This is a genomic window from Roseibium sp. MMSF_3247, assembly GCF_030733765.1.
Taxonomy (GTDB): domain Bacteria; phylum Pseudomonadota; class Alphaproteobacteria; order Rhizobiales; family Stappiaceae; genus Roseibium.
The window spans coordinates 1-18798 of the sequence record NZ_JASHII010000013.1 but is presented as its reverse complement, the minus strand read 5'-3'; the positions used below and the strand labels follow the sequence as shown (position 1 = coordinate 18798).

Genomic DNA, 18798 nt, shown 5'->3' with positions numbered 1-18798 from the left:
GTCAGCCTCCCTTCGCAATGCGAACTTTTCGTTGGCGGCTGCCAACACCTGACATTAGCACGGCCTTATCGATCATGTAGTCCACAATCATCAGATGACCTTTGAGGCGGTAGTTTACGATCTGATTCTCTCCGCCAGAGGTGACATAGAGGACCGGGGCATCACCGGCCGCCATCCCTGATGGGAACTGAATGTATGTTTTGGTGCCATCGGAATAGACACGGGTTGGACGCCATCTGGCTTGGCCTTGTAGATGGAAATTAAAGTCCAGATTTTCCGCAGGGACACCAGCGCCGGGGATGATGTTCGCCTCAAGTTGACGATTGGCTGCTTCGAACTTGGCCTGGATGTCTTCCGGGTAATCGAACCCGACCCGTGCCATGTAGCGGTGATCGTCACTTCGCAGTTTGATCTGATAAGTGCGCCGCGATGTTGTCACCACCATGGAGGTGACAAGCCCGGGTTCCGTTGGTTTGATGATCAAATGAACGGTGTTGCCGTTAGGGCCACCGGATGTTGCCGGGTCCACCTTCCAGCGCACTGTGTCTCCAACCATCACATTGCGCACGACTTCACCAGGCTGGAGTTCAATATCGCAAACCTGAAGGGGGGCGCAGACGACAGTCGGCTGAACCTGGCCATAGAGATAGATCACCTTGCCGTCCGGACCTTTGGTGATAACGCTGCGACCATCGCGCCAGTCGCTCGATAGACCGAGCGCGCGCAGTTCTTTCGCGCTGTAATCGGCAGCCAAAGCTTGAAGGGGCAAGGCGGTGGCAATAAGGCCCGTGGCTGCGATCGTGCTGACAGCGCCGCGCAGTCTTTTGTTTGGAAACATTTTTCTTTCTCTGAAAGCGGAGGAACTGATTAGAGTTGAGCGGTCCAGTCAAAGTCCTTGAGATAAAGACCGATTGGATTAAGCCGGATGATGGCTTCGTCTTGCGGAGGCGAAAGCGTCACGGTTGCAACGCCGCGCCAGCGTTTTGTCTGAAGCTCTTTGCCTTTGCGATCGCGTTCAATTTCCGTCCAGTCGATCTGATAAGACTCATCGGACAGAGGCAAAATGCTGGTGACTTCAACGGACACGGTTCGTGATTGGGCACGGTCAAATGGCGAATTGGTTCGGTAGAAATTGTTGATCTTCTGGGTGGCAACATCAGCCTGCCGGAGCATCGCATAGACGCGGTCGATGTAGCCCTTTGCAACAACAGTATCAGGCGTGACCGAGCGCAAGCTTGCGATCCATGCGCCCAACATTGATCGGACAACCCGCTCATCCGCATATTCAATCTGAGCCGGGAACCCGCCGATCGCAGGCGTTCCGAGCTTGTCGACTTCAACGATGTACGGGACCAGTTTGACTTGTGTGCTCTGATAGAGAGCGAACCCAAAACCAATTGTTGCCATCGTGAGGGAAATCAGACCTACGGCCTGCCAGATGCGGGCGGTGCGGATGTAAGACCCGTATCGCTCGTTCCATTCCATCCGCGCGGCAAGGTATGGATTGTTTACTGAGGTCTGTTTTTTCATCTGTTTGCCTGCTGTCTAGTATGACTTTGGCGACGAGCCGCTGCCCTGTGGTTTGGTTGGAACGGATTGCTTCAGCTTGTGATTGGCAAGGCCGAGTGCCGAGGCATTGCCCGCATGAGGGGCACCAGAGAGTTTGTCTGCGGCAGCTGATGAGAATGCGGCAAAGGGTGCCATAGCGGCTTGAGCTGCAGCGTGTCCTCTTGAGGAACCATCGTTCCTTGCTGTCTCATAAGCTGCCCGGGCGCCAGCCGCCATTTGAGCGCTGCCAATCGCTGTTCCGGCTGCAAATGTACTGGTCTGGGTCCCGTGCCGGATGACTTCCATTCCGTTGCTGACCGACACGCCTTGGACAACGCTTTGCAGGATCTGAGGCACGTACATTGAGATCATGAAGACGACCACAGAAATCCCGGCGATCGTTAGGGTCGCAAGGAATTGGTCATCAGGAGTAACGTTCTGAGCCAAACCGATAAGGGTTTCGGAGCCAATCCTTGCGATCATTACCAAAGCCATCAGCTTCATCCCTACGGAGAAGGCATAAACTAGGTACCGGATAGCGAAGTCTTTGGTGTGGGAGGAGCCACCCAAACCGAGCATGATAATGCCCGCCAGGATTCCGATATACATCTCAACCATCACCGCCACGAAAATGGCGGCAACAAGCGAAAAGCAGATTACGACGACCACCATTGCTATGACTGACGCAATCGCAAGGCCGTTGTCTGCCAACAGACTGAATTGAACGTTGCTTGACATGATGCTTGCAACGTTGATGCCTGAGTTGAACACATTGGCAGGTGAGGCTGAGCCACCGCCCGCACCGATCTGGAACAGGCTATCTACAACGGCCTGCGCGAACTGAGGGCCATTCGTTAAGATAAACGCAAACAAGCCGACGAACATGATCCGCCGGACCAACTCGTTAACCCAGGCTTCCAGGGCCGCCGCCTGAACTGCAAGCCAAACAGCTGCAATGCCAAATTCAATGCTTGCGAGGATCCAAAACAGCGACTGAGCGGCGTTGGATATTGTTGTTTCCCAGCTTTTGGAAGCGGATTTTATCTGATCCTCTAAATGTGTAAGAATCGTGCCGTCCTGCGCAAGGGAGACACCTGGCAGGATCACGAGGACAAAGATCGCGGTCGGCACGATAAATGCTTTTTGCTTGCACATCACACGCCTCAGTTAAAATCGACGCTCATTTCCTTGCCGCCGGTTGTGGGTAGCAAGGTTGGAGCTTCATAGTACGATTTGTCAGAGGCGGCTTGGATCAATGATCGATCTAGTGAGACATAGATGAATGCCGAAGCGGAAATGATCAGAATTGCCGACAAGACTACTAAATACATTGGTTTCATTATCAAAAATCCACTTCCATTTCTTTCCCGCCAGTGACAGGCAAAATTGTTGAGTTAAAAAACTCTTCCCTCCGGGCCTGACCGAGATCGCTCTTCGTCTGCTCGGATTGGTACCAGGTCCCCATCATGGTCATCTGCTGAGAGACAAGGCCGCGAAGCTTTTGCATCTGCTCGACTTGCTGAGCGGCAATCTCGTGACCTACTTGGAGAGCCTGCTTTTGGCCTTCTGCCGATTGGGAGTGCTCGCGCAGCTGACGCATGATTTCCTCCTCGGTCGCAAACTGATCGGACGTGTAACCGGCCGCATTTAAGGTCGAGGAGATCGTGTCCCGGTTCGTTTCAGACCAGCCTTGATACAGTGTAGAAAATGACTGCCCGTCCGGTAGGCCGTTCTTGCCGAACTGCGCGTAGCTCTGGAACCGCTGCTTCAGCGTGTCGTCCAAATTGCCCATTGAGAACGCCAATCCCTGACCCTTTTGAACCAGGCTCTGGAGTTGGGTCAGGTTCTGCTCGACCTCGCCCCAAATCTGGTCTGGCAGAGAGAGCGTGTTTTGCAGCATGTTTTCGTAGATTGAGATCTGGTTTTCGATCATCTGGATCTGATTGCCGATCTGCTGCACCTGATTGGCGATCTGCTCGGCGTTCTGGCCGCCGAGGGCAATCAGCTCACTGTTGTTGAGGATTTGGGTGAACTCGGTTGCCCCTGTAATGCCACCGCCACCGGCTAAAGCCGGCTGAGCCAGGGCGATCACACAAAAAACGCTGGCAAGAGACTTAGCCAAGGAGTTGGTCGGCATTGTCGATCCCTCTTTGCTTGAGCCATTCGATCGGCCATTTGTCGCCATGTTGGTGATGAAGTTCATCGATCCGCTTCAGATCGTCTTTTCCCGAGGCACCAACGAAGGACAGCGTGATCGGGCCGAGTGCCATGTCGAAGAGCCGTCGCCCGTCCGGGGACGTGACGTAGTAGTCGCGCTTCGGGATTGCCGAGGCGATGATTTCAATTTGCTGGTCGTTGAAGCCGAGCTTTTCGTAAAAGTCGCGCGTTCCGGAAACCCGGGCCTCGCCATTGGGCAGGCAAACCTTTGTCTGGCAGCTCTCTTTGAGAACGTCGATGATGCCGGATCGTTCGGCATCCGAGATCGATTGCGTTGCCAGAACCACCGCGCAATTGGCTTTCCGTAACACCTTCAGCCATTCGCGGACCTTGTCGCGGAACACTGGATGGCCGAGCATTAGCCAGGCTTCATCCAGAATGAGCAGGCTTGGGGTCCCGGTCAGGCGTTTTTCGATCCGGCGGAAAAGATAGAGCAGGACCGGGATGAGGTTCCGGTCGCCCATATTCATCAACTCTTCAATCTCAAAGGTCTGGAAACTGGAGAGCAAGAGACCATCCGTTTCCGCATCGAGGAGCGATCCCATGGGACCGTCCACCGTGTAATATTGCAGCGCGTCCTTGATCTCCCGGTTCTGAACACCCGACACGAAGTCAGTCAGCGACCGACGCTGCGACTTTGACATCAAGTCAATCTGCGTGGTGACGGCGTTGCGGTGCTCCGGCAACACCTTCACACCCTGCATTTCGATCAGGGTTTCCAGCCATCCGGCTGCAAATGCTTTGTCTGTATCGTCCTCAAGCGCTGAGAGCGGGGCGAAAGCCAGCGTGTCCGACTTGCCGACGTTATAGTGATCCGCGCCAACGGCCAGCGTGAGCGGGTACATTGACTTGCCCTTATCAAAGACGAAGACTTGAGCGTTTTCATAGCGCCGGAACTGAGCGGCGATCAGCGCCAGTAACGTCGATTTTCCCGAACCTGTCGGCCCGAAAATCAGTGTATGCCCCAGGTCCCCGACATGGAGGTTGAACCGGAACGGCGAGGAGCCTGACGCCACTTGCATGAGTGGCGGGGAACCAATGGGATAAAACGGGCATGGCGCTTCCGAAGAGCCGGCCCAGACGGAGTTGAGTGGAGTGAGATCCGCAAGATTGCGTGTGCTCACCAGCGGTTCGCGAACATTTGCATAGGAAACACCCGGCAGGCTCCCCAGGAACGCTTCGGTCGTATTAAGGGTTTCTATGCGCCCGCCAAATCCTTCGTTTTGGACAAGCCGACGCACTGCCTCGCACTTCTCTTGTAGCTGCGCCTGGTCGGTATCGAAGAGAACGATGACAGGGGTATAGTGGCCAAAGGCGACAAGCTGCGAGTTTGCTTCGGCAATCGCATCTTCGGTTTCTCCGACCATCACCATGGCGTCCTGATCCAGCGATCCGGAGTTGGTCTTAAAAAGCTGATCCATCAGCGGCCGCACCTTCTGCAACCACTTCTTACGCGTCTTTTCCAGAACAGAGCGCGCTTCCACTGGATCCAGGAAGATGAACCGGCTCGACCAGCGATATGTGATCGGCATCAGATCAAGGGCGTTGAGGATCCCGGGCCAGCTTTCGGCGGGGAACCCATCGATCGCCACCACACCGACATAGCGGCCGTCGATAATGGGGTTGAGACCGTGATGGAATTCAGCGGTCACCAGATGGTCGAGATACATGGCAATGTCGGGCAACCGGATAGGATGGTTTTCGCCGGTCAACGCGAAGCGGGCGAACTGGAAGAGATCATCATAGCGGCCACGCCTCTTTTTCCCCGTCTGCCCTTCTGGTACCTCGTGCGTTTCCATCCGCCGGATCGAGACGACATTTGCCATGTACTGCTCGAATTCGCGGATGGTGGTCTTGAAATATTCAAGTGTGCGTGAGGCAAAAGACGTGTTGCGGCTGGCGTCGTCCGAATAGATGTATTTCACCGGCTTGGACTTGTTTTTCTCCGGCGGCCGATAGGTTAGAATGAGGGCATGCTGGCTTTCGAAATGCCCCTCACCGGCTTTGAAACGCTGCCGGCGCTCGTCATCGATCAGCGCTGTGATCGGATCCGGAAAATGCGAGCTTTCCTTGTGCGGATATCCGATGGAGGGAATGCGCATGGCTTCCATTTGGATCATCCAGCCATTGCCGAGGCGAGCGAGAACCGAGTTGATCTGCCTGGAAACTTCATTCCGCTCAAACGCGGTTGAGCTTTCGCTGTCCGGCCCGGCAAAATACCAGCCGGCCATCAAGCCCCCGTCCTTCAGGAGCACGATGCCGTTGTCGATCAGTGCGGCATAAGGCAGAAGATCGGAAAAGGATGGCGCAACATGCCGGAAATTTTTGAGAGCAACCATGTTCAGTACTTCCGCCAGGGCGTTGATGTCGGCCGGTAGTAAGCGCGGTATTTGACGTGCCGCAGATAGACAGCGCGCATCAGAGGGTCCGCCTTGGCCATCATCCGCAGCATGCCAACCACCACGATCCAGATCGCAACGCCGAGCACAGCCGCATAAGGCTTCAGGATCACGAAGATCAGAATGACCGAGGCAAGACCGGTCACGAGCACGAGTTCCCGGTCCGCCCCGAACAACAATGTCGGGCGCGAAAGAGCGCGATGGATCCGCGCTTTGTTGAGACCCGGCACATCAGTCACCATCCGGTTCCACCGAAGCTGCATTCTCTTCGGGAGCAAGACCGATGGACGCGCCCGAAGACCCGAACAAACCAACGATCGTGCTTGCCCCGAGGAGGACACCCAGAACAAGAACGACGTAAGCGAGGCGGCGAGCAAAGTCGTTGAGTTCGCCGCCGAAGATCAGCATCGCGCCGGCAACAGCGACCGCGATCATGCCAACGGCGCCAGCAACGGGACCGTTGATAGATGCCTGGATCTGTTGAAGTGGTCCTTCCCAGGGAAGTGATCCGCCGCCGGAGGCAAAGGCTGGTTCGATCAATAAAAGTCCTGCACCTACGAGGGCGAGAAAAATCATAGAGTTACGCGACATGAAGAGTTCCTTGCTTGTCGTTGGAATTTTTATTGAGCAACTGAGGTGAACTGGCTAAGTGAAGCTCATAGGCGCTGTCCCGGTATCCGGAGACGCTAACGATGTCCCGAACTATGCGTCCGTGCTCCGAAGAGCGCTCGATCGAGACGATGAGGTCGACGGCATCGGCAATAACGTGCGGCATAGGCTGCTGCGAGACTTCCGCGATCAACTGTTCAAGGCGCGTTAGTGCGGAGTAGGCATTGTCGGAATGAACCGTGGCAATGCCTCCCGGGTGGCCCGTGTTCCAGGCCTTGAGCAGTGTCAGCGCTGCACCGTCGCGGACTTCCCCGACAATGATCCTGTCGGGACGCAAGCGCATAGTCGATTTCAAAAGCCGCTGCATATCAACGGTGTCGGACGTGTGAAGGATTACAGCATTCCTTGCCGCACACTGGATTTCTGCGGTGTCTTCCAGAATGACAAGGCGATGGTCTGGAGCGATAGAGACCATTTCTGCGATGATCGCGTTCGCCAGCGTTGTTTTGCCAGTGCCAGTACCGCCGGACACCAGAATGTTTTTCCGACTAGCAACTGCATCCCGGATGACGGTGGCCTGGGCCTCCGTAATCACGCTGTCCTCGACGTACTTCGAGAGTGCGATGAGCAGCGAAGCTTTCTTGCGGATCGTAAAGGATGGCTTGGAGACGACAGGGGGCAAAAGGCCTTCGAAACGATGACCGCCTATCGGCAACTCGCCGGAAATGATTGGCTTGCCAGAGGTGATTTCCGTGCCGAGCGCGTGTGCGACCTTACCAATGATGATCTGAGCGTCGTGGGGCGTCATGTCGCCGGAGAACTCCATGCCCACGCCGATGCGCTCGATAAAGAGCTGCCCATCCGGGTTGAGCATGATTTCGACAACAGCCGAGTCTGTCAGCGCCGAGAGGATCGTTGACCCCAACGAGTCTTCCAGTCCGGCGATAAGCCGGCGGCGGCTTTCAACGTTCCTCAACGTCCCCTCCCATGCTGGTTGGGGAGGCTTTGACGCAATGGTTGTATTGTGCCAGGGCACAGTTTGACGGTCCAGGCGTAGGGAGGCGCCCAGGTTCTCCGTTGGTCATTCGGAGGTCCTTTTATATTTTAGATCAATGAGATATGGCTACAGCAATCAGGTTCAGATTGCGTTGCGAAGAGGCGCAACCCAACATGGAAGGCGGTGCCATCTCAAGGGGGAGAAAATTCTTATCCACACCTATTGGTAGAGAGCAGAAAATCACTGAGCGGTGGAGCGCAAATTGATTGCAATTTTTGGAAACAGGGCAACCGGTTGGTTTCAGCAACAAATCTGCACGGGTGCGCCAAATGCATTTTAGGCGCCGAAAGTCGTCAACTATCGGAATTCTCTAATTGCTAGCCAATTCAAAGCCGCAGGTCGGTTTCTTCGGCTGGGAACATGCATTTCAGGTCGTAGACCAGCGCACCGGGTTTGCCGAAGGCGCGGATCTTGTCGATGCCGATGTCCTTGAAGGCCTGGTGGGCGACGGCAACGATGATGGCGTCGTAGGAACCTTCCGCCGGGTGTTCCACGGGCTGGATGCCGTATTCGTCATGCGCAGCCGCTCCATCAACCCAGGGGTCATGGACATCCACGCTGACATTGTAGTCTTTCAGTTCTTCAAGAATTCCGGCAACGCCGGTGTTGCGAAGATCCGGGCAGTTTTCCTTGAACGCGAGACCCATGACCAGAATTCTGGAACCGGTGACGGGGAGGGCTTTGCGGGTCATGGCCTTGACCATCTCGGACACCACATAGGCGCCCATGCCATCATTAAGCCGCCGTCCGGCCAGAATGATTTCCGGGTGATAGCCGGTCGCCTGGGCTTTGTGCGTCAGGTAATAGGGGTCAACGCCAATGCAATGCCCGCCAACGAGGCCTGGGCGGAAGGGCAGGAAATTCCACTTCGTTCCAGCCGCTTTCAGCACGGCCTCAGTGTCGATATCCAGCCGGTTGAAGATAATCGCCAGTTCGTTGATGAGCGCGATGTTGAGGTCGCGCTGCGTGTTCTCGATGACCTTGGCAGCCTCCGCCACCCGGATCGAGGGGGCCTTGTGCGTGCCAGCCGTGACAATCCCGGCATAGAGCTCATTGACGAAGTCGGCGGCTTCCGGTGTTGAGCCGGACGTGACCTTGCAGATCTGCGGCAGCCGGTGGGACTTGTCGCCCGGATTGATCCGCTCCGGGCTGTATCCTGCGAAAAAATCTTCGTTGAAGGTGAGACCGGACACCCGCTCCAGCACCGGCACACAGTCTTCTTCAGTTGCGCCGGGATAGACCGTGCTTTCGTAGATCACCAGATCGCCGGGTTTTAGAACCTTGCCGATGGTTTCGCTGGCGCGGAGGAGGGGGCCGAGATTGGGCTGCTTATAGGCATCAATCGGCGTCGGCACCGTGACGATATAGGTGTCGCACTCTGCCAGCTCCTGACGATCGGAGGTAAAGCGCAGGTGTGTCGCAGCGGTCAGGTCGTCCTTTGAGACTTCGAGCGTCGTGTCGGTGCCCGCACTCAGCTGGGCAATCCGCTCCGGATTGATGTCAAACCCCATGACCGCGTGGGTCTTGCCGAATTCGGCGGCCAGCGGCAGGCCGACATAACCAAGGCCAATGACAGCAATCTTCGCCTGTGCCGGGGTCCGGTTCCTCATCTCTGCTTTAGACCTCGTAATAGTCGCGGTACCACTGCACGAACTTGGCAACGCCTTCGCGGAACGGTGTCTCGGGCTTGTAGCCGGTCAGGTCCTGCAGCAGCGTGGCATCGGCCCAGGTCGCTGGCACATCGCCGGTTTGCATCGGCATTAGGTTGCGAATGGCCTTCTTGCCGAGTTCATCTTCGATCGCCTCAATGAAATCGAGCAGGCGGACCTTGTCCGAGTTGCCGATGTTCACCACTCGGTAGGGCGCAACCGGGCTCAAATTGTCTGTATCCGAGGCGGCACCCTCGCTTCCCGGGACCGCATCCATCAGGCCGCGAATGCCGCGCACCAGGTCGGCCACATAAGTGAAGTCACGGTACATCTCGCCGTGATTGTAGATGTCGATCGGTGTGCCTTCCAGGATCCCCTTGGTGAACTTGAAAAGCGCCATATCCGGGCGCCCCCAGGGGCCGTAAACCGTGAAGAACCGGAACATGGTGATCGGGATTTGATGAATATGCGCCCAGGCATGCCCCATCGCCTCGTTCGCCTTTTTTGTCGCTGCGTAAATTGTCAGCGGCGTATCGGTCTTCTGGTTCTCATCGAACGGCATTTCAGTGTTCGCGCCATAAACCGAGCTGGTCGAGGCCATCAGCAAATGCTGAACATTGGCAGCGCGCGCAGCCTCCATGACGTTGAGTGTGCCGACTACATTTGCATCGACATAGGCGCGCGGGTTTTCCAGGCTGTATCGCACCCCGGCCTGGGCCGCGAGGTGAACGATCACATCCGGTTTGAAATCCGCAATGCTCTTAGAAACAGACGTTGTGTCTTCCAGTTGCGCAATGGTGGAGGAAAACGTGCCGTGCTGATGGAGGATCTCGTGGCGGCGTTCCTTCAGCCGCACATCGTAGTAATCTGTCAGGCCGTCAAAGCCGGCAACCTCCCAACCTTCCTGCAACAACAGTTCGGCCAGATGAAAGCCGATAAAGCCGGCAGACCCAGTGATAAAGGCGCGTTTCTTTTGAAGCATGCTGTCTCTTTATTGATCTGCGTCCGGTGGGCAGGGCCGAGGGCGGAAAGAAGGGTGCCCGCCTTAGGTATTCACCGGATGCAGCCCTGTCCAGATCATTCCTGGGTACTTGCGGTGGAAATTCGGCTGCTGCCCCTTCTGGCCGGTAAAGGATAGGGACCCAAACACGAAAAAGGACCCGGAGTGTCTGTCCAGATCCTTCCTTTTTCGGTGAGCAGAAGCCCGCCGAATGTTTGGGCATCTTGGCTTTAGGCGGCAGCCGCTGCGGCGATCGGTTCATGCTGCCAGTGAAGCGGGTAGCCGGGATCAAAGACGGTGACTGTGCCTTCCGGAAACTGGATCTTGTCCGGGAAGCTGACCGGATCTGCGCTTTTGAAAAGGCGGATGCGGCGCTCGTTTGGCGGCAGCTTGTAGAACGCCGGACCATTTAGTGAGGCAAACCCTTCCAGCTTGTCGAGTGCGCCGTCTTCTTCAAACACATGCGCCAGGCAGTTGATTGTATTGATTGACGAGAAAATGCCGGCGCAGCCGCAGGCGCTTTCTTTTGCCGTGTCGGTGTGCGGGGCGGAGTCGGTGCCAAGGAAGAACCGCGCGTCGCCGGACGTTGCCGCTTCGCGCAAGGCCAGGCGGTGTTTTTCGCGCTTTGCCACTGGCAGGCAGTAATAATGCGGCTTGATCCCGCCGGCCAGAATGGCGTTGCGGTTAATGATCAGGTGGTGGGTGGTGATGGTCGCCGCGGTGCGCGCTTTTGCGGCCTTCACGAAGTCAATCGCATGGGACGTTGTGGCGTGTTCCAAAACGATGCGAAGTTCGGGAAACTTCTCCCGGATTGGCGACAACACACGCTCCAGGAAAACGGCTTCCCTGTCGAAGATGTCGATGTCAGCGTCGGTGACCTCGCCGTGGACCAGCAGGGGCACATCTACCTCGCTCATGGTTTCCAGAACTGGATAGATCTTTTCAAAATCCCGGACGCCGTTTTCAGAGTTCGTTGTCGCGCCGGACGGATAAAGCTTCAGCGCCGTGATCAAACTGCTTTCTGCGCCTTTGCGCACATCGGCCGGATCGGTGGCCTCGGTAAGGTACAGCGTCATCAGCGGCTCGAAGCTGTGACCGGCCGGCAGCACGTTCAAGATGCGCTCTCGGTAAGCCTGCGCGTGCTCGGTGCGCACGACCGGTGGCACCAGGTTCGGCATGATGATGGCGCGCGCAAAATTTGCGCTTGTGTGCGGCAACACCGCTTCCAGCATGGCGCCATCGCGCAGATGAAGATGCCAGTCGTCAGGTTGGCGGATTGTCAGCTCGGTTTGGGTCACTGAAGCGCCTCCGTGAGGTCGTTATTGTTGTCTGTCCGGCCGAGAGCTATGCCTTTGCGGCATCAAGGTCCGACTCTTGTGCGGTGCTGTGTCTTCTAAACACCATAACAGCGTGCTGGCACAAGGTTTCCGGTTCGAAATTTCCTCATTGCGGTAAAGTTGGGGAACTGCCGCACGCTGTTTGGACTGGATAGCCCGAGTCTGTCATCTTTCGAGCTCGCTCAAATTTTGATGCGCTAAATGATCATACGTATTACAGTGCGCATTAGTTAGGCGCATTTCCAGGCCTATTGTTTTGCTTATCCGCAATCATGGAGTTCGCTGAATGGCCTCGCATCCTGCGCGCAAGCCGACAAATCTTACAATCGACCCTGTGTTGGTGCAGTCTGCTAAACAGCTTGGGATTAACATCTCTAAGGCGGCCGAAGAAGGCATACAGTTAGCTGTCTCTAGATCAATGGCGGATCAGTGGCGGCATGAAAACCAGTCTGCTCTCAAAAGCTCCAATGAATTCGTCGAGGAACATGGCTTGCCGCTGGCCAAGTCCCGGCTGTTTTAATGGCGCGCAATAAAATCTACAGGCTTAAATCCGGCGATGGCCTGGTTCTGGACGTCCAGGCGGACCTGCTTGATGACCTGAACACGCGCGTTGTTGTACCACTTATGCCGGAATCTGAAGCGCCAACTCCAGCGCACTTTCTAAACCCGGTTTTCATGATCAATGGCGCGGTTCATGTGATGGTGACGCAGTTTTTGTCGGCTGTACAGGTGCAAGAATTGAGCGAACCCATCGGAAGCCTGGACGTACAGCAATCTGAAATCACGAGAGCCCTGGATATGCTCTTTCAAGGTTTTTGATCTTGGTAATAAAATTCCATGCTCAGAATTGAACCAGTCAGCACTGGACGAGATTTTTCCGCACTACACATCCGTGATACACTTCTGCGGTACAAAATGGAGCTCGTTATATGGGAACGTCGGCTCGACGTAGCACATCTTTAAGGCTGAATGCTGAAACGCTTGATCAGGCAAAGGAACTGGGGATCAACGTGACAGCGGTCGCGGAAGATGCGCTAGAAAAAAGCGGTCTCGGCGATGAAACGTAAAATATGGCTTGAATAGAATTCAGACGCGTTTGACGCACAACATAAGTGGCATGAGCAAAACGGACACCCGTTGGCTGACATAATCGCTGGTCCAGTTGGTGCGGCATGGAACAGCTGAGCCGCTGTGGTCGTTGTTCCTTTGCTGTCCGATTATCCAGCGGTAAGATATCTGAACCCGGTAGTGGAGCATGAAAGTAAGCGATTGGTTCTTGCAATGCACCTGATTGCAGCCGTGCGACGGTCGAATTTGCGGCGAGCCGGGAAAATCTGTCCGTCAGCAAAAGTTGCGACACGCCCAGAATAGGTGCTGCGCCAGACGGTTGATCGGTCTGCCCGGTGAGAACAGATCCTGCGGCTTATCTTGACATGGCAATGCAAATGCATTACCTAACGTAGGTAGTAAAGACCCCTTCCTTTCAGGAGACTGCCATGACAGTGCTCGCACAAGATGTATCGAAGCTCACGGATCGGTATCAGACGACCGTGCCGGCTGGTGTGCGCAAGCAGCTCAAGCTGGGCAAGGGCGACCAGATTCGCTACTGCACCGAGCCGAGTGGTAGGGTCTATATCGAGCCCGTGCGCAGCGAAGAAGAAGATCCCGCGCTTGGCGCTTTTCTCGATTTTGTCGAGGCCGATATCAAGGCGCATCCGGATCGCATTCGTGCGTTCGATGGGGCTTTGCATACCCGCCTTGCGGCGCTAGTAGCAGATGTTGACGTCGATCTCGATACGCCGCTGTCGCTCGAGGATGAATGACTGGCGAGCCCGAGCCCGCTCAAGCGCCACTCGTCTCAAACGGATGGTCGATTTATGCGCATCCGCTCTTTCTAGATCAGCTCGAAGGGCTGATCGAAGAGGTTGAGACGCGTAAGGCACGCGATCCCAAAACCTGGCAAAAGAAGAACTGCGCGAAGCGGCTCGCCGCCATCTATAAGCTGGTGACGGAGGCCATACCGGCAGACCCGGGTGCCGCGGCCTTCCGGCAAGGCGGCACACTCGGCGATCACCGCAAGCACTGGTTCCGGGCCAAATTCTTCCAGCAGTATCGGCTGTTCTACCGGTTCAACAGCGACGCTAAGGTCATCGTGCTGGCTTGGGTGAACGACGACAAAACCCTGCGCGCTTACGGCAGCAAGACGGATGCCTATGCAACATTCAAAGGGATGCTGGACAATGGCAATCCGCCTGACAATTTTGACGTGCTCTTAAAAGAAGCTGCGGTGGCCGACAAGCGGCTCAAGAAATCCTTCCAAGCGGCGCCTGAGCGGTAAAGGCCTGTCGCACCTTTCGCTGACGAACAGATTTCTCCCGTTTTGGGAGCGATTTTCAGGTTTCGTTAACTTTTCAATACCGAAGAGCATCGCAAGCAGATCGTTTTGTTCGCGGAGGCTCCACTGACCGGTCAATCCGAAGCCCTTTCTGAACCACAGCATGGCTTCGAAACCGGCGATGGATTTTCTGGCTGAGTTGAACGATCGGAACCGGCCAACCTTCGGCATGTTCTTCTTCACCCTGAAATGATCGCTCTCAATACCCTGTTGCGGTCTTGCCAAGTTGTCTGATACTGGACGCAGTTAGCCAGAGGTGGTGGCGTTAGGCGGTCATCTCGAGGGTGTATCCGTGCCACATATCGAAAGCGTCGGATCTGGTTTGGCGGTAGGCGTTAGCTGACATGCGGTAGCGGCGAGCGCAGAAAGCAATATAGATCTAGGCGTGGGTGTCAAGAAACCGCTGCGCCTGGCGCGGGGATTTGAACCGCCCCATTAGCTTTTCGCGTCTCTTTGCGGCCCGGATCATGGCGCAGGATATCTATGTTTAGAGTGTTCGAATGCGGCATAGATCAGTAACACTAAAACTATTGGCCAAAAAATAGCATTGAGAAAAGGAATAGTTGCTCTTCTAAGCGCGCTCTGGTTGTTGACTGAAAGCTCCCAATACGCACCGATCCAAAATATTACAGCAACACATAAAAATACCAGCATAACAAAACCCCAGTCTCCTACGCGGAGAGATTATTGCCGGTGAGAAAATCTTGCTTAGCCAATAAGACAGCCTCTAGTTGAATTTATGTTCTTCCGGTTGTCAAGAGTAAAAAATCAACGGACTGTAATTGACCTTCAGGCAAGGCTATTCGATCAATAAGAATTAAGTATTATTGTCAATATCTATTCTAAATAAACAGGATCAATACACTGAAGCGTGCAGAGACTGAATTGCCGTTCAAACCTAAACATCAATGATGCTTAAAGAATGATCTGTTCGGTGTCGCCTTCGCCGAGCGCGACGAGCTTTGCAAAATAGAGCTCAGGATGGACCTGCACTGCTTTGCCGGACCCGTTAGCGCCGATCAACGCGGTGACGGGGTCTGCCAGTTCAATGGAGACGCCATCAGGTCCGAAACAATGGAAATTCTTTATGGCAATTGTATCGAGCTGCATCGGTTGGCTTCTCCCCCTCAGAGCTTGAGGGCCTTATTTTGATCATCATGTTCAAAAGCACTAGCCATCCGATTGATCTCGGCAGGTCGCGCGCCGAGTTCTTTTGCCGTTTCCCGCCAAGTAGAAGTCGCTGCAGCTACTTCCTTGATAATCAGGCGTGCAGCTTTAATCCCGAGGCCAAAATATTCTGAAGCACCTTCGAGCAGCTCGACCGAACACGTACCTTCATCGAGGTCGATATTTGTCGTCAGGACGCGGGCCTTGAGGTCGACTGGCGTTGGATTCAAGTCGTAAGCCGGCGAGAGTGTCCAGCCTTCCCTTCCTGCCCATAGGAACCCATGATTACGGAGATGGTCGTCCACGTTGGAGATCAGAACATTGAAAGCAACGCGCCTGTAGAGCTCAGCGGCATCTGTCTTTGCCTGCGCGCCTTGCCCTCCCAAAGCGTCGACAATCTCAGGGTAACTTCCGCGTTCCCCATCTCTCGAACCGGTCATAGACATAGCGGAAAGGAACGGAATTCGTTTGTTGCCCTCCCTGTCAAAACGTTTCGAAAGAAGCACGGCCTTACCGGTGACCTCGACAAGTTCGTGACTGGGGGTGTTGATCCCGGCACGTTCGGCAAGCCGAAGCGCGATCTCCTCCCAGGTCTCCATGCTGTATTCATCCGTCTCTTTCGGAAACTTCGCGATGGATAGATGACCATGTTGGTCGATGATCGATGCTTTGGGGCGCGCTCCGCCGAGTGAAGATCCTGGCGCAAAGATTAGTTGCAGGTCCTCATCGGTCTCCTCGTCTCGTAGGATGCGTTCGGTGACTTGTAGCAAGCGGCCGAGTTCGATGACGGCTGGAACGCCCGCCTGAATGGGAGCTTGGAACTCTTCTTCGCCCACGCGTCGAAAGCGCAGTGCACCCAGGCGGGTCTCATCAGCTACGCCAAGCAAGTAATCGGTTTCCGTAAGTGTTTGGACCTGCCTGCCTTCGCGGTCAGCGAGTCGTCGCTCCGCACGCTGCATCAAGCGACGCCCCCAGGTATCCGGGGCTGAGTCCCCGAGTGATCCGAAAATGGCTTGGCCTTGCGGTGGTGCAAACCCGCCGCGTGTCAATGCGAGGGCGGGCTCGATTGAGAAGCACTCAGGGTCATTGAGCCAGTCCTCGAAATATTCGAACACAACGGTTTCGTTCCCGCGAACCAGGTTGGCGTGGGCGATCCCGATCGGTCGGGTTTGTCCATGAAGATCAATATGAACTTCTATATCACTCACGGGAGGATCGCCCGGACTTGCTTTTGAGGTGAACCCGTCGGGGTAGGTTTGCGCTTGCGAGAGACTGACCTACTTTATCACGGCTTATGTCAGCGATGCTGCCAAGGTCATCCAGCAGGCCGAGAGCTTGCAGGACAGAGGCGTAAATCCCGATCCCGACATTCCAGTCGCCTGCCTCGATCTTCTGAAGGGTCGAGCGGGACGTGAAGGCGCGTTCTGCCACGACTGCCATGGGCAGTTTGCGTCGACGTCGTGCGTCGCGGATGTCCGACCCCAATTTGCGGAGCGTGCGTCGCACGGCAACAGAGGGATGGTGTGGAGTCGGCATAATTTGAAGCCTTCGCGCTACAGATTTGCAGATTATGTAGCATGAAGGCTACAAAATGTCTATTACCGCCGGCCCGTTCCCCATCCTCGGTCCCTTGTTGTTCTACTTTCGGACCTTTCGGCTTTTTCGTCGTCGTCGGATACTCGAACGGCAGAAAGAAATGGGCAACACGTATGTGGCCATGAGAGGGCGCCAAGGTGGGGTTTCACTCATGCTCTGTGTCGAAGTCGGCGACGCTAAACAAAACGGATAGGGGGGGATGCTTGATACAGGATTCTCCGAAAACCGGAGTATCGCTCTCTCTCTGCAATGGGAAGGCATAGTTGATTATCAGATCTTGCAAGACGACCGATGCGCCCGATCTTACTGGGAGTATGCATGAAGGCGTCCACGCCATCGCTGCGCGGGACTACACGCCTAAGTAACTCATAGCATGGAGCCCGGCGCCGATCCCTTCACAGGACTATATAGCGCGTGTGGCGGATGGCCGGACCGTTTTGGTCGCGGTGCCTGCCGGCGCAAGACCTGGTTCCGGGCAAAGTTCTTCCAACAATATCTGTTATTCTACCGCTTCAATAGCGGCTCGAAGGTTATCGTGGTGGTATGGGTTAACAACGACAAGACCCTGCGCACCTACGGAAGCAAGAAGGATGTCTATGCGACGTTCAAAGGAATGTTGGAAGACGGCAACCCAACTGACAATTTCGACGCGCTCCTCGGAGAAGCTGCGGCGGCAAATAAGCGTTTCAGCTCCCGGCTAAGCGTGGACTTGGACTGGCCCAGCTGACCTGCAATGTCATCAAGACTGTGACCAAGGCCTCTTTTCGAAAAAATCCGGCAGCGCTCTTCCAAATCAAGGTGTCTGTACTGTCTTCCCATGCCAACTGCTCAAATAGCAGGTGTTGCACCTCGAATCTGAATACATCCGGTCAATATCGAGCGCCTTTAGGACCGGCGAAAGCATAAATTCTCCTCAGACATCGTCGCATTGCATCTGGCTTCATCACGCAGAAGAAAATGATCTTTGTTTGTTCCTGAAAACGCCCAAATGTGTAAACTCGGACCTCCTTGGCCAAGTATGCCTATTCTCGATGGCTTCAGGTCAAAAATAAAATTCCATAATCCCAATAAAGTGAAGCCGCCCTTGATAGGCATTTCGCGCACTACATACCCGTGCTACGGTTCTGCAGTATAATATGGAGCTTTTTATGGTAGCGGCGGCTAGGCGCAGCGCATCTTTACCGCTGTATCCCGAAACGCTTGATCAGGCAAAGGAACTTGGGATCAACGTGACAGAAGTCGCGGAAGATGCGCTGGAAAAAGCGGTCTCAGCGATGAAACATAAGAGATGGCTAGAAGAGAATTCAGACGCGTTTGACGCACAACGTGAGTGGCATGAGCAAAACGGACACCCGTTGGCTGACATTGTCGCTGGTCCAGTTAGTGCGGCCTGGAAGAGCTGAACCGCTTTGGTGCAGCGGAATACAATTGTGTGTTCGTGGTTGTTATCGAAAGCGACCATCCTCCGCCTGACCCGGCCGTGGTCGTTGCTCATTTGCCGTCTAACTATCCAGCAGTAAAATATCTGAATCCAGTCCTGGAGCATGAAAGTAAGCAATTGGTTCTTGCAACCCGCCTGATTGCAGCCGTGCGACGGTCGAATTTGCGACGAGCCGGGAACATCAAGGATCAAAGTGAACTGATCACGCGTACGACCGATGTTCTCATCTCCGGTATCTAACTCTGACGCTTGGTTCTTTGGCGAATAGATCAAAAATATTCCATAAGATAGATTATCGGTGGAAGGCTTGTAGGCGCCGGGCTAAAATGTCTCACATTCGCAATTCAAAAATGTCACGCTCCCCGTGTTCTTTGGGATGTTGG

21 protein-coding genes and 2 pseudogenes are annotated in these 18798 nt (G+C 55.0%); 7 read left to right on the top strand and 16 right to left on the bottom strand.

Features of this window, described 5'->3' with window-relative positions:
* Nucleotide 1: 1 nt before the first annotated feature.
* The 11 genes from trbG to pyrC form a co-directional block, all read right to left on the bottom strand.
* Nucleotides 2-838: a P-type conjugative transfer protein TrbG gene (trbG, locus tag RBB44_RS24490; protein WP_306150240.1), complete on the bottom strand. Its 837-nt coding sequence runs from the start codon at nt 836-838 to the stop codon at nt 2-4.
* 29 nt (nt 839-867) lie between these two features.
* A complete protein-coding gene (trbF, locus tag RBB44_RS24485; protein WP_306150241.1) occupies nt 868-1530 on the bottom strand; it encodes a conjugal transfer protein TrbF in 663 nt (220 codons plus the stop codon).
* Nucleotides 1531-1545: 15 nt separating this feature from the next.
* The gene (trbL, locus tag RBB44_RS24480; protein ID WP_306150242.1) at nt 1546-2703 is read right to left on the bottom strand and encodes a P-type conjugative transfer protein TrbL; all 1158 of its coding nucleotides are present in this window, start codon (nt 2701-2703) and stop codon (nt 1546-1548) included.
* A 187-nt stretch (nt 2704-2890) separates the two neighbouring features.
* Nucleotides 2891-3685: a P-type conjugative transfer protein TrbJ gene (trbJ, locus tag RBB44_RS24475; protein ID WP_306150243.1), complete on the bottom strand. Its 795-nt coding sequence runs from the start codon at nt 3683-3685 to the stop codon at nt 2891-2893.
* Nucleotides 3663-6104, bottom strand: coding sequence for a conjugal transfer protein TrbE (locus tag RBB44_RS24470; protein WP_306150244.1), 2442 nt, complete (start codon nt 6102-6104; stop codon nt 3663-3665). Before RBB44_RS24470 ends, trbJ begins: the two co-directional genes overlap by 23 nt.
* 2 nt (nt 6105-6106) lie before the next feature.
* A complete protein-coding gene (locus RBB44_RS24465) occupies nt 6107-6406 on the bottom strand; it encodes a conjugal transfer protein TrbD (RefSeq protein WP_306150245.1) in 300 nt (99 codons plus the stop codon).
* Complete coding sequence (locus tag RBB44_RS24460; protein WP_306150246.1) at nt 6396-6755, bottom strand: TrbC/VirB2 family protein; 360 nt, start codon at nt 6753-6755, stop codon at nt 6396-6398. The genes RBB44_RS24465 and RBB44_RS24460 overlap by 11 nt, the downstream gene beginning before the upstream one ends.
* Nucleotides 6745-7749 carry a P-type conjugative transfer ATPase TrbB gene (gene trbB / locus RBB44_RS24455; RefSeq protein WP_306150247.1) on the bottom strand — a complete coding sequence of 335 codons (1005 nt, stop codon included), beginning with the start codon at nt 7747-7749 and terminating at the stop codon, nt 6745-6747. The genes RBB44_RS24460 and trbB overlap by 11 nt, the downstream gene beginning before the upstream one ends.
* 407 nt (nt 7750-8156) lie before the next feature.
* Nucleotides 8157-9440, bottom strand: coding sequence for a Vi polysaccharide biosynthesis UDP-N-acetylglucosamine C-6 dehydrogenase TviB (gene tviB / locus RBB44_RS24450; RefSeq protein WP_306150248.1), 1284 nt, complete (start codon nt 9438-9440; stop codon nt 8157-8159).
* Nucleotides 9441-9447: 7 nt separating this feature from the next.
* Nucleotides 9448-10461, bottom strand: a complete 1014-nt coding sequence (locus RBB44_RS24445) for a GDP-mannose 4,6-dehydratase (RefSeq protein WP_306150249.1) — start codon at nt 10459-10461, stop codon at nt 9448-9450.
* 248 nt (nt 10462-10709) lie between these two features.
* Nucleotides 10710-11777 carry a dihydroorotase gene (gene pyrC, locus RBB44_RS24440; RefSeq protein WP_306150250.1) on the bottom strand — a complete coding sequence of 356 codons (1068 nt, stop codon included), beginning with the start codon at nt 11775-11777 and terminating at the stop codon, nt 10710-10712.
* Between the two features lie 325 nt (nt 11778-12102).
* Between pyrC and RBB44_RS24435 the strand changes: the two genes are divergently transcribed.
* The 5 genes from RBB44_RS24435 to RBB44_RS24415 all read left to right on the top strand — a co-directional run bounded on the left by RBB44_RS24435 (nt 12103) and on the right by RBB44_RS24415 (nt 14154).
* Nucleotides 12103-12336 (top strand): type II toxin-antitoxin system CcdA family antitoxin, encoded by a 234-nt coding sequence (locus RBB44_RS24435; protein WP_306150251.1) that lies wholly within the window; start codon nt 12103-12105, stop codon nt 12334-12336.
* Entirely contained in the window at nt 12336-12635 is a 300-nt protein-coding gene (locus RBB44_RS24430; RefSeq protein WP_306150252.1) for a CcdB family protein, read from the top strand. The genes RBB44_RS24435 and RBB44_RS24430 overlap by 1 nt, the downstream gene beginning before the upstream one ends.
* 110 nt (nt 12636-12745) lie before the next feature.
* Nucleotides 12746-12883: a type II toxin-antitoxin system CcdA family antitoxin gene (locus tag RBB44_RS24425; protein ID WP_306150253.1), complete on the top strand. Its 138-nt coding sequence runs from the start codon at nt 12746-12748 to the stop codon at nt 12881-12883.
* A gap of 429 nt (nt 12884-13312) precedes the next feature.
* On the top strand, nt 13313-13639 hold the full coding sequence (locus RBB44_RS24420; RefSeq protein WP_306150254.1) for a type II toxin-antitoxin system PrlF family antitoxin: 327 nt from the start codon (nt 13313-13315) through the stop codon (nt 13637-13639).
* Nucleotides 13636-14154 carry a type II toxin-antitoxin system YhaV family toxin gene (locus RBB44_RS24415; protein WP_306150255.1) on the top strand — a complete coding sequence of 173 codons (519 nt, stop codon included), beginning with the start codon at nt 13636-13638 and terminating at the stop codon, nt 14152-14154. The genes RBB44_RS24420 and RBB44_RS24415 overlap by 4 nt, the downstream gene beginning before the upstream one ends.
* Before the next feature lie 60 nt (nt 14155-14214).
* On the opposite strand, the pseudogene RBB44_RS24410 reads toward RBB44_RS24415, so the two are convergent.
* The 4 genes and pseudogenes from RBB44_RS24410 to RBB44_RS24395 all read right to left on the bottom strand — a co-directional run.
* A pseudogene (locus RBB44_RS24410) lies at nt 14215-14424 on the bottom strand (DDE-type integrase/transposase/recombinase); the annotation flags it as partial.
* 702 nt (nt 14425-15126) lie between these two features.
* Entirely contained in the window at nt 15127-15321 is a 195-nt protein-coding gene (locus RBB44_RS24405; protein WP_306150256.1) for an AAA family ATPase, read from the bottom strand.
* A gap of 17 nt (nt 15322-15338) precedes the next feature.
* Entirely contained in the window at nt 15339-16586 is a 1248-nt protein-coding gene (locus RBB44_RS24400) for a type II toxin-antitoxin system HipA family toxin (RefSeq protein ID WP_306150257.1), read from the bottom strand.
* Nucleotides 16579-16914 carry a helix-turn-helix domain-containing protein gene (locus RBB44_RS24395; protein ID WP_306150258.1) on the bottom strand — a complete coding sequence of 112 codons (336 nt, stop codon included), beginning with the start codon at nt 16912-16914 and terminating at the stop codon, nt 16579-16581. The genes RBB44_RS24400 and RBB44_RS24395 overlap by 8 nt, the downstream gene beginning before the upstream one ends.
* A gap of 433 nt (nt 16915-17347) precedes the next feature.
* On the opposite strand from RBB44_RS24395, the gene RBB44_RS24390 reads away from it, so the two are divergent.
* Nucleotides 17348-17701, top strand: a complete 354-nt coding sequence (locus RBB44_RS24390) for a type II toxin-antitoxin system YhaV family toxin (protein WP_306150259.1) — start codon at nt 17348-17350, stop codon at nt 17699-17701.
* A 14-nt stretch (nt 17702-17715) separates the two neighbouring features.
* On the opposite strand, the pseudogene RBB44_RS25575 reads toward RBB44_RS24390, so the two are convergent.
* A pseudogene (locus RBB44_RS25575) lies at nt 17716-17793 on the bottom strand (hypothetical protein); the annotation flags it as partial.
* 329 nt (nt 17794-18122) lie between these two features.
* Here RBB44_RS25575 and RBB44_RS24385 point away from each other — a divergent pair.
* Nucleotides 18123-18377 carry a type II toxin-antitoxin system CcdA family antitoxin gene (locus tag RBB44_RS24385; protein WP_306150260.1) on the top strand — a complete coding sequence of 85 codons (255 nt, stop codon included), beginning with the start codon at nt 18123-18125 and terminating at the stop codon, nt 18375-18377.
* The last annotated feature ends 421 nt before the right edge of the window (nt 18378-18798 follow it).

What these genes read in the sequence shown, in the direction of transcription:
- trbG (WP_306150240.1), bottom strand. Translation starts at nt 838, where the DNA reads ATGTTTCCAAACAAAAGACTGCGCGGCGCTGTCAGCACGATCGCAGCC.
- trbF (WP_306150241.1), bottom strand. Translation starts at nt 1,530, where the DNA reads ATGAAAAAACAGACCTCAGTAAACAATCCATACCTTGCCGCGCGGATG.
- trbL (WP_306150242.1), bottom strand. Translation starts at nt 2,703, where the DNA reads ATGTGCAAGCAAAAAGCATTTATCGTGCCGACCGCGATCTTTGTCCTC.
- trbJ (WP_306150243.1), bottom strand. Translation starts at nt 3,685, where the DNA reads ATGCCGACCAACTCCTTGGCTAAGTCTCTTGCCAGCGTTTTTTGTGTG.
- RBB44_RS24470 (WP_306150244.1), bottom strand. Translation starts at nt 6,104, where the DNA reads ATGGTTGCTCTCAAAAATTTCCGGCATGTTGCGCCATCCTTTTCCGAT.
- RBB44_RS24465 (WP_306150245.1), bottom strand. Translation starts at nt 6,406, where the DNA reads ATGGTGACTGATGTGCCGGGTCTCAACAAAGCGCGGATCCATCGCGCT.
- RBB44_RS24460 (WP_306150246.1), bottom strand. Translation starts at nt 6,755, where the DNA reads ATGTCGCGTAACTCTATGATTTTTCTCGCCCTCGTAGGTGCAGGACTT.
- tviB (WP_306150248.1), bottom strand. Translation starts at nt 9,440, where the DNA reads ATGAGGAACCGGACCCCGGCACAGGCGAAGATTGCTGTCATTGGCCTT.
- RBB44_RS24445 (WP_306150249.1), bottom strand. Translation starts at nt 10,461, where the DNA reads ATGCTTCAAAAGAAACGCGCCTTTATCACTGGGTCTGCCGGCTTTATC.
- RBB44_RS24435 (WP_306150251.1), top strand. Translation starts at nt 12,103, where the DNA reads ATGGCCTCGCATCCTGCGCGCAAGCCGACAAATCTTACAATCGACCCT.
- RBB44_RS24430 (WP_306150252.1), top strand. Translation starts at nt 12,336, where the DNA reads ATGGCGCGCAATAAAATCTACAGGCTTAAATCCGGCGATGGCCTGGTT.
- RBB44_RS24425 (WP_306150253.1), top strand. Translation starts at nt 12,746, where the DNA reads ATGGGAACGTCGGCTCGACGTAGCACATCTTTAAGGCTGAATGCTGAA.
- RBB44_RS24420 (WP_306150254.1), top strand. Translation starts at nt 13,313, where the DNA reads ATGACAGTGCTCGCACAAGATGTATCGAAGCTCACGGATCGGTATCAG.
- RBB44_RS24415 (WP_306150255.1), top strand. Translation starts at nt 13,636, where the DNA reads ATGACTGGCGAGCCCGAGCCCGCTCAAGCGCCACTCGTCTCAAACGGA.
- RBB44_RS24405 (WP_306150256.1), bottom strand. Translation starts at nt 15,321, where the DNA reads ATGCAGCTCGATACAATTGCCATAAAGAATTTCCATTGTTTCGGACCT.
- RBB44_RS24395 (WP_306150258.1), bottom strand. Translation starts at nt 16,914, where the DNA reads ATGCCGACTCCACACCATCCCTCTGTTGCCGTGCGACGCACGCTCCGC.
- RBB44_RS24390 (WP_306150259.1), top strand. Translation starts at nt 17,348, where the DNA reads ATGGAGCCCGGCGCCGATCCCTTCACAGGACTATATAGCGCGTGTGGC.
- RBB44_RS24385 (WP_306150260.1), top strand. Translation starts at nt 18,123, where the DNA reads ATGGTAGCGGCGGCTAGGCGCAGCGCATCTTTACCGCTGTATCCCGAA.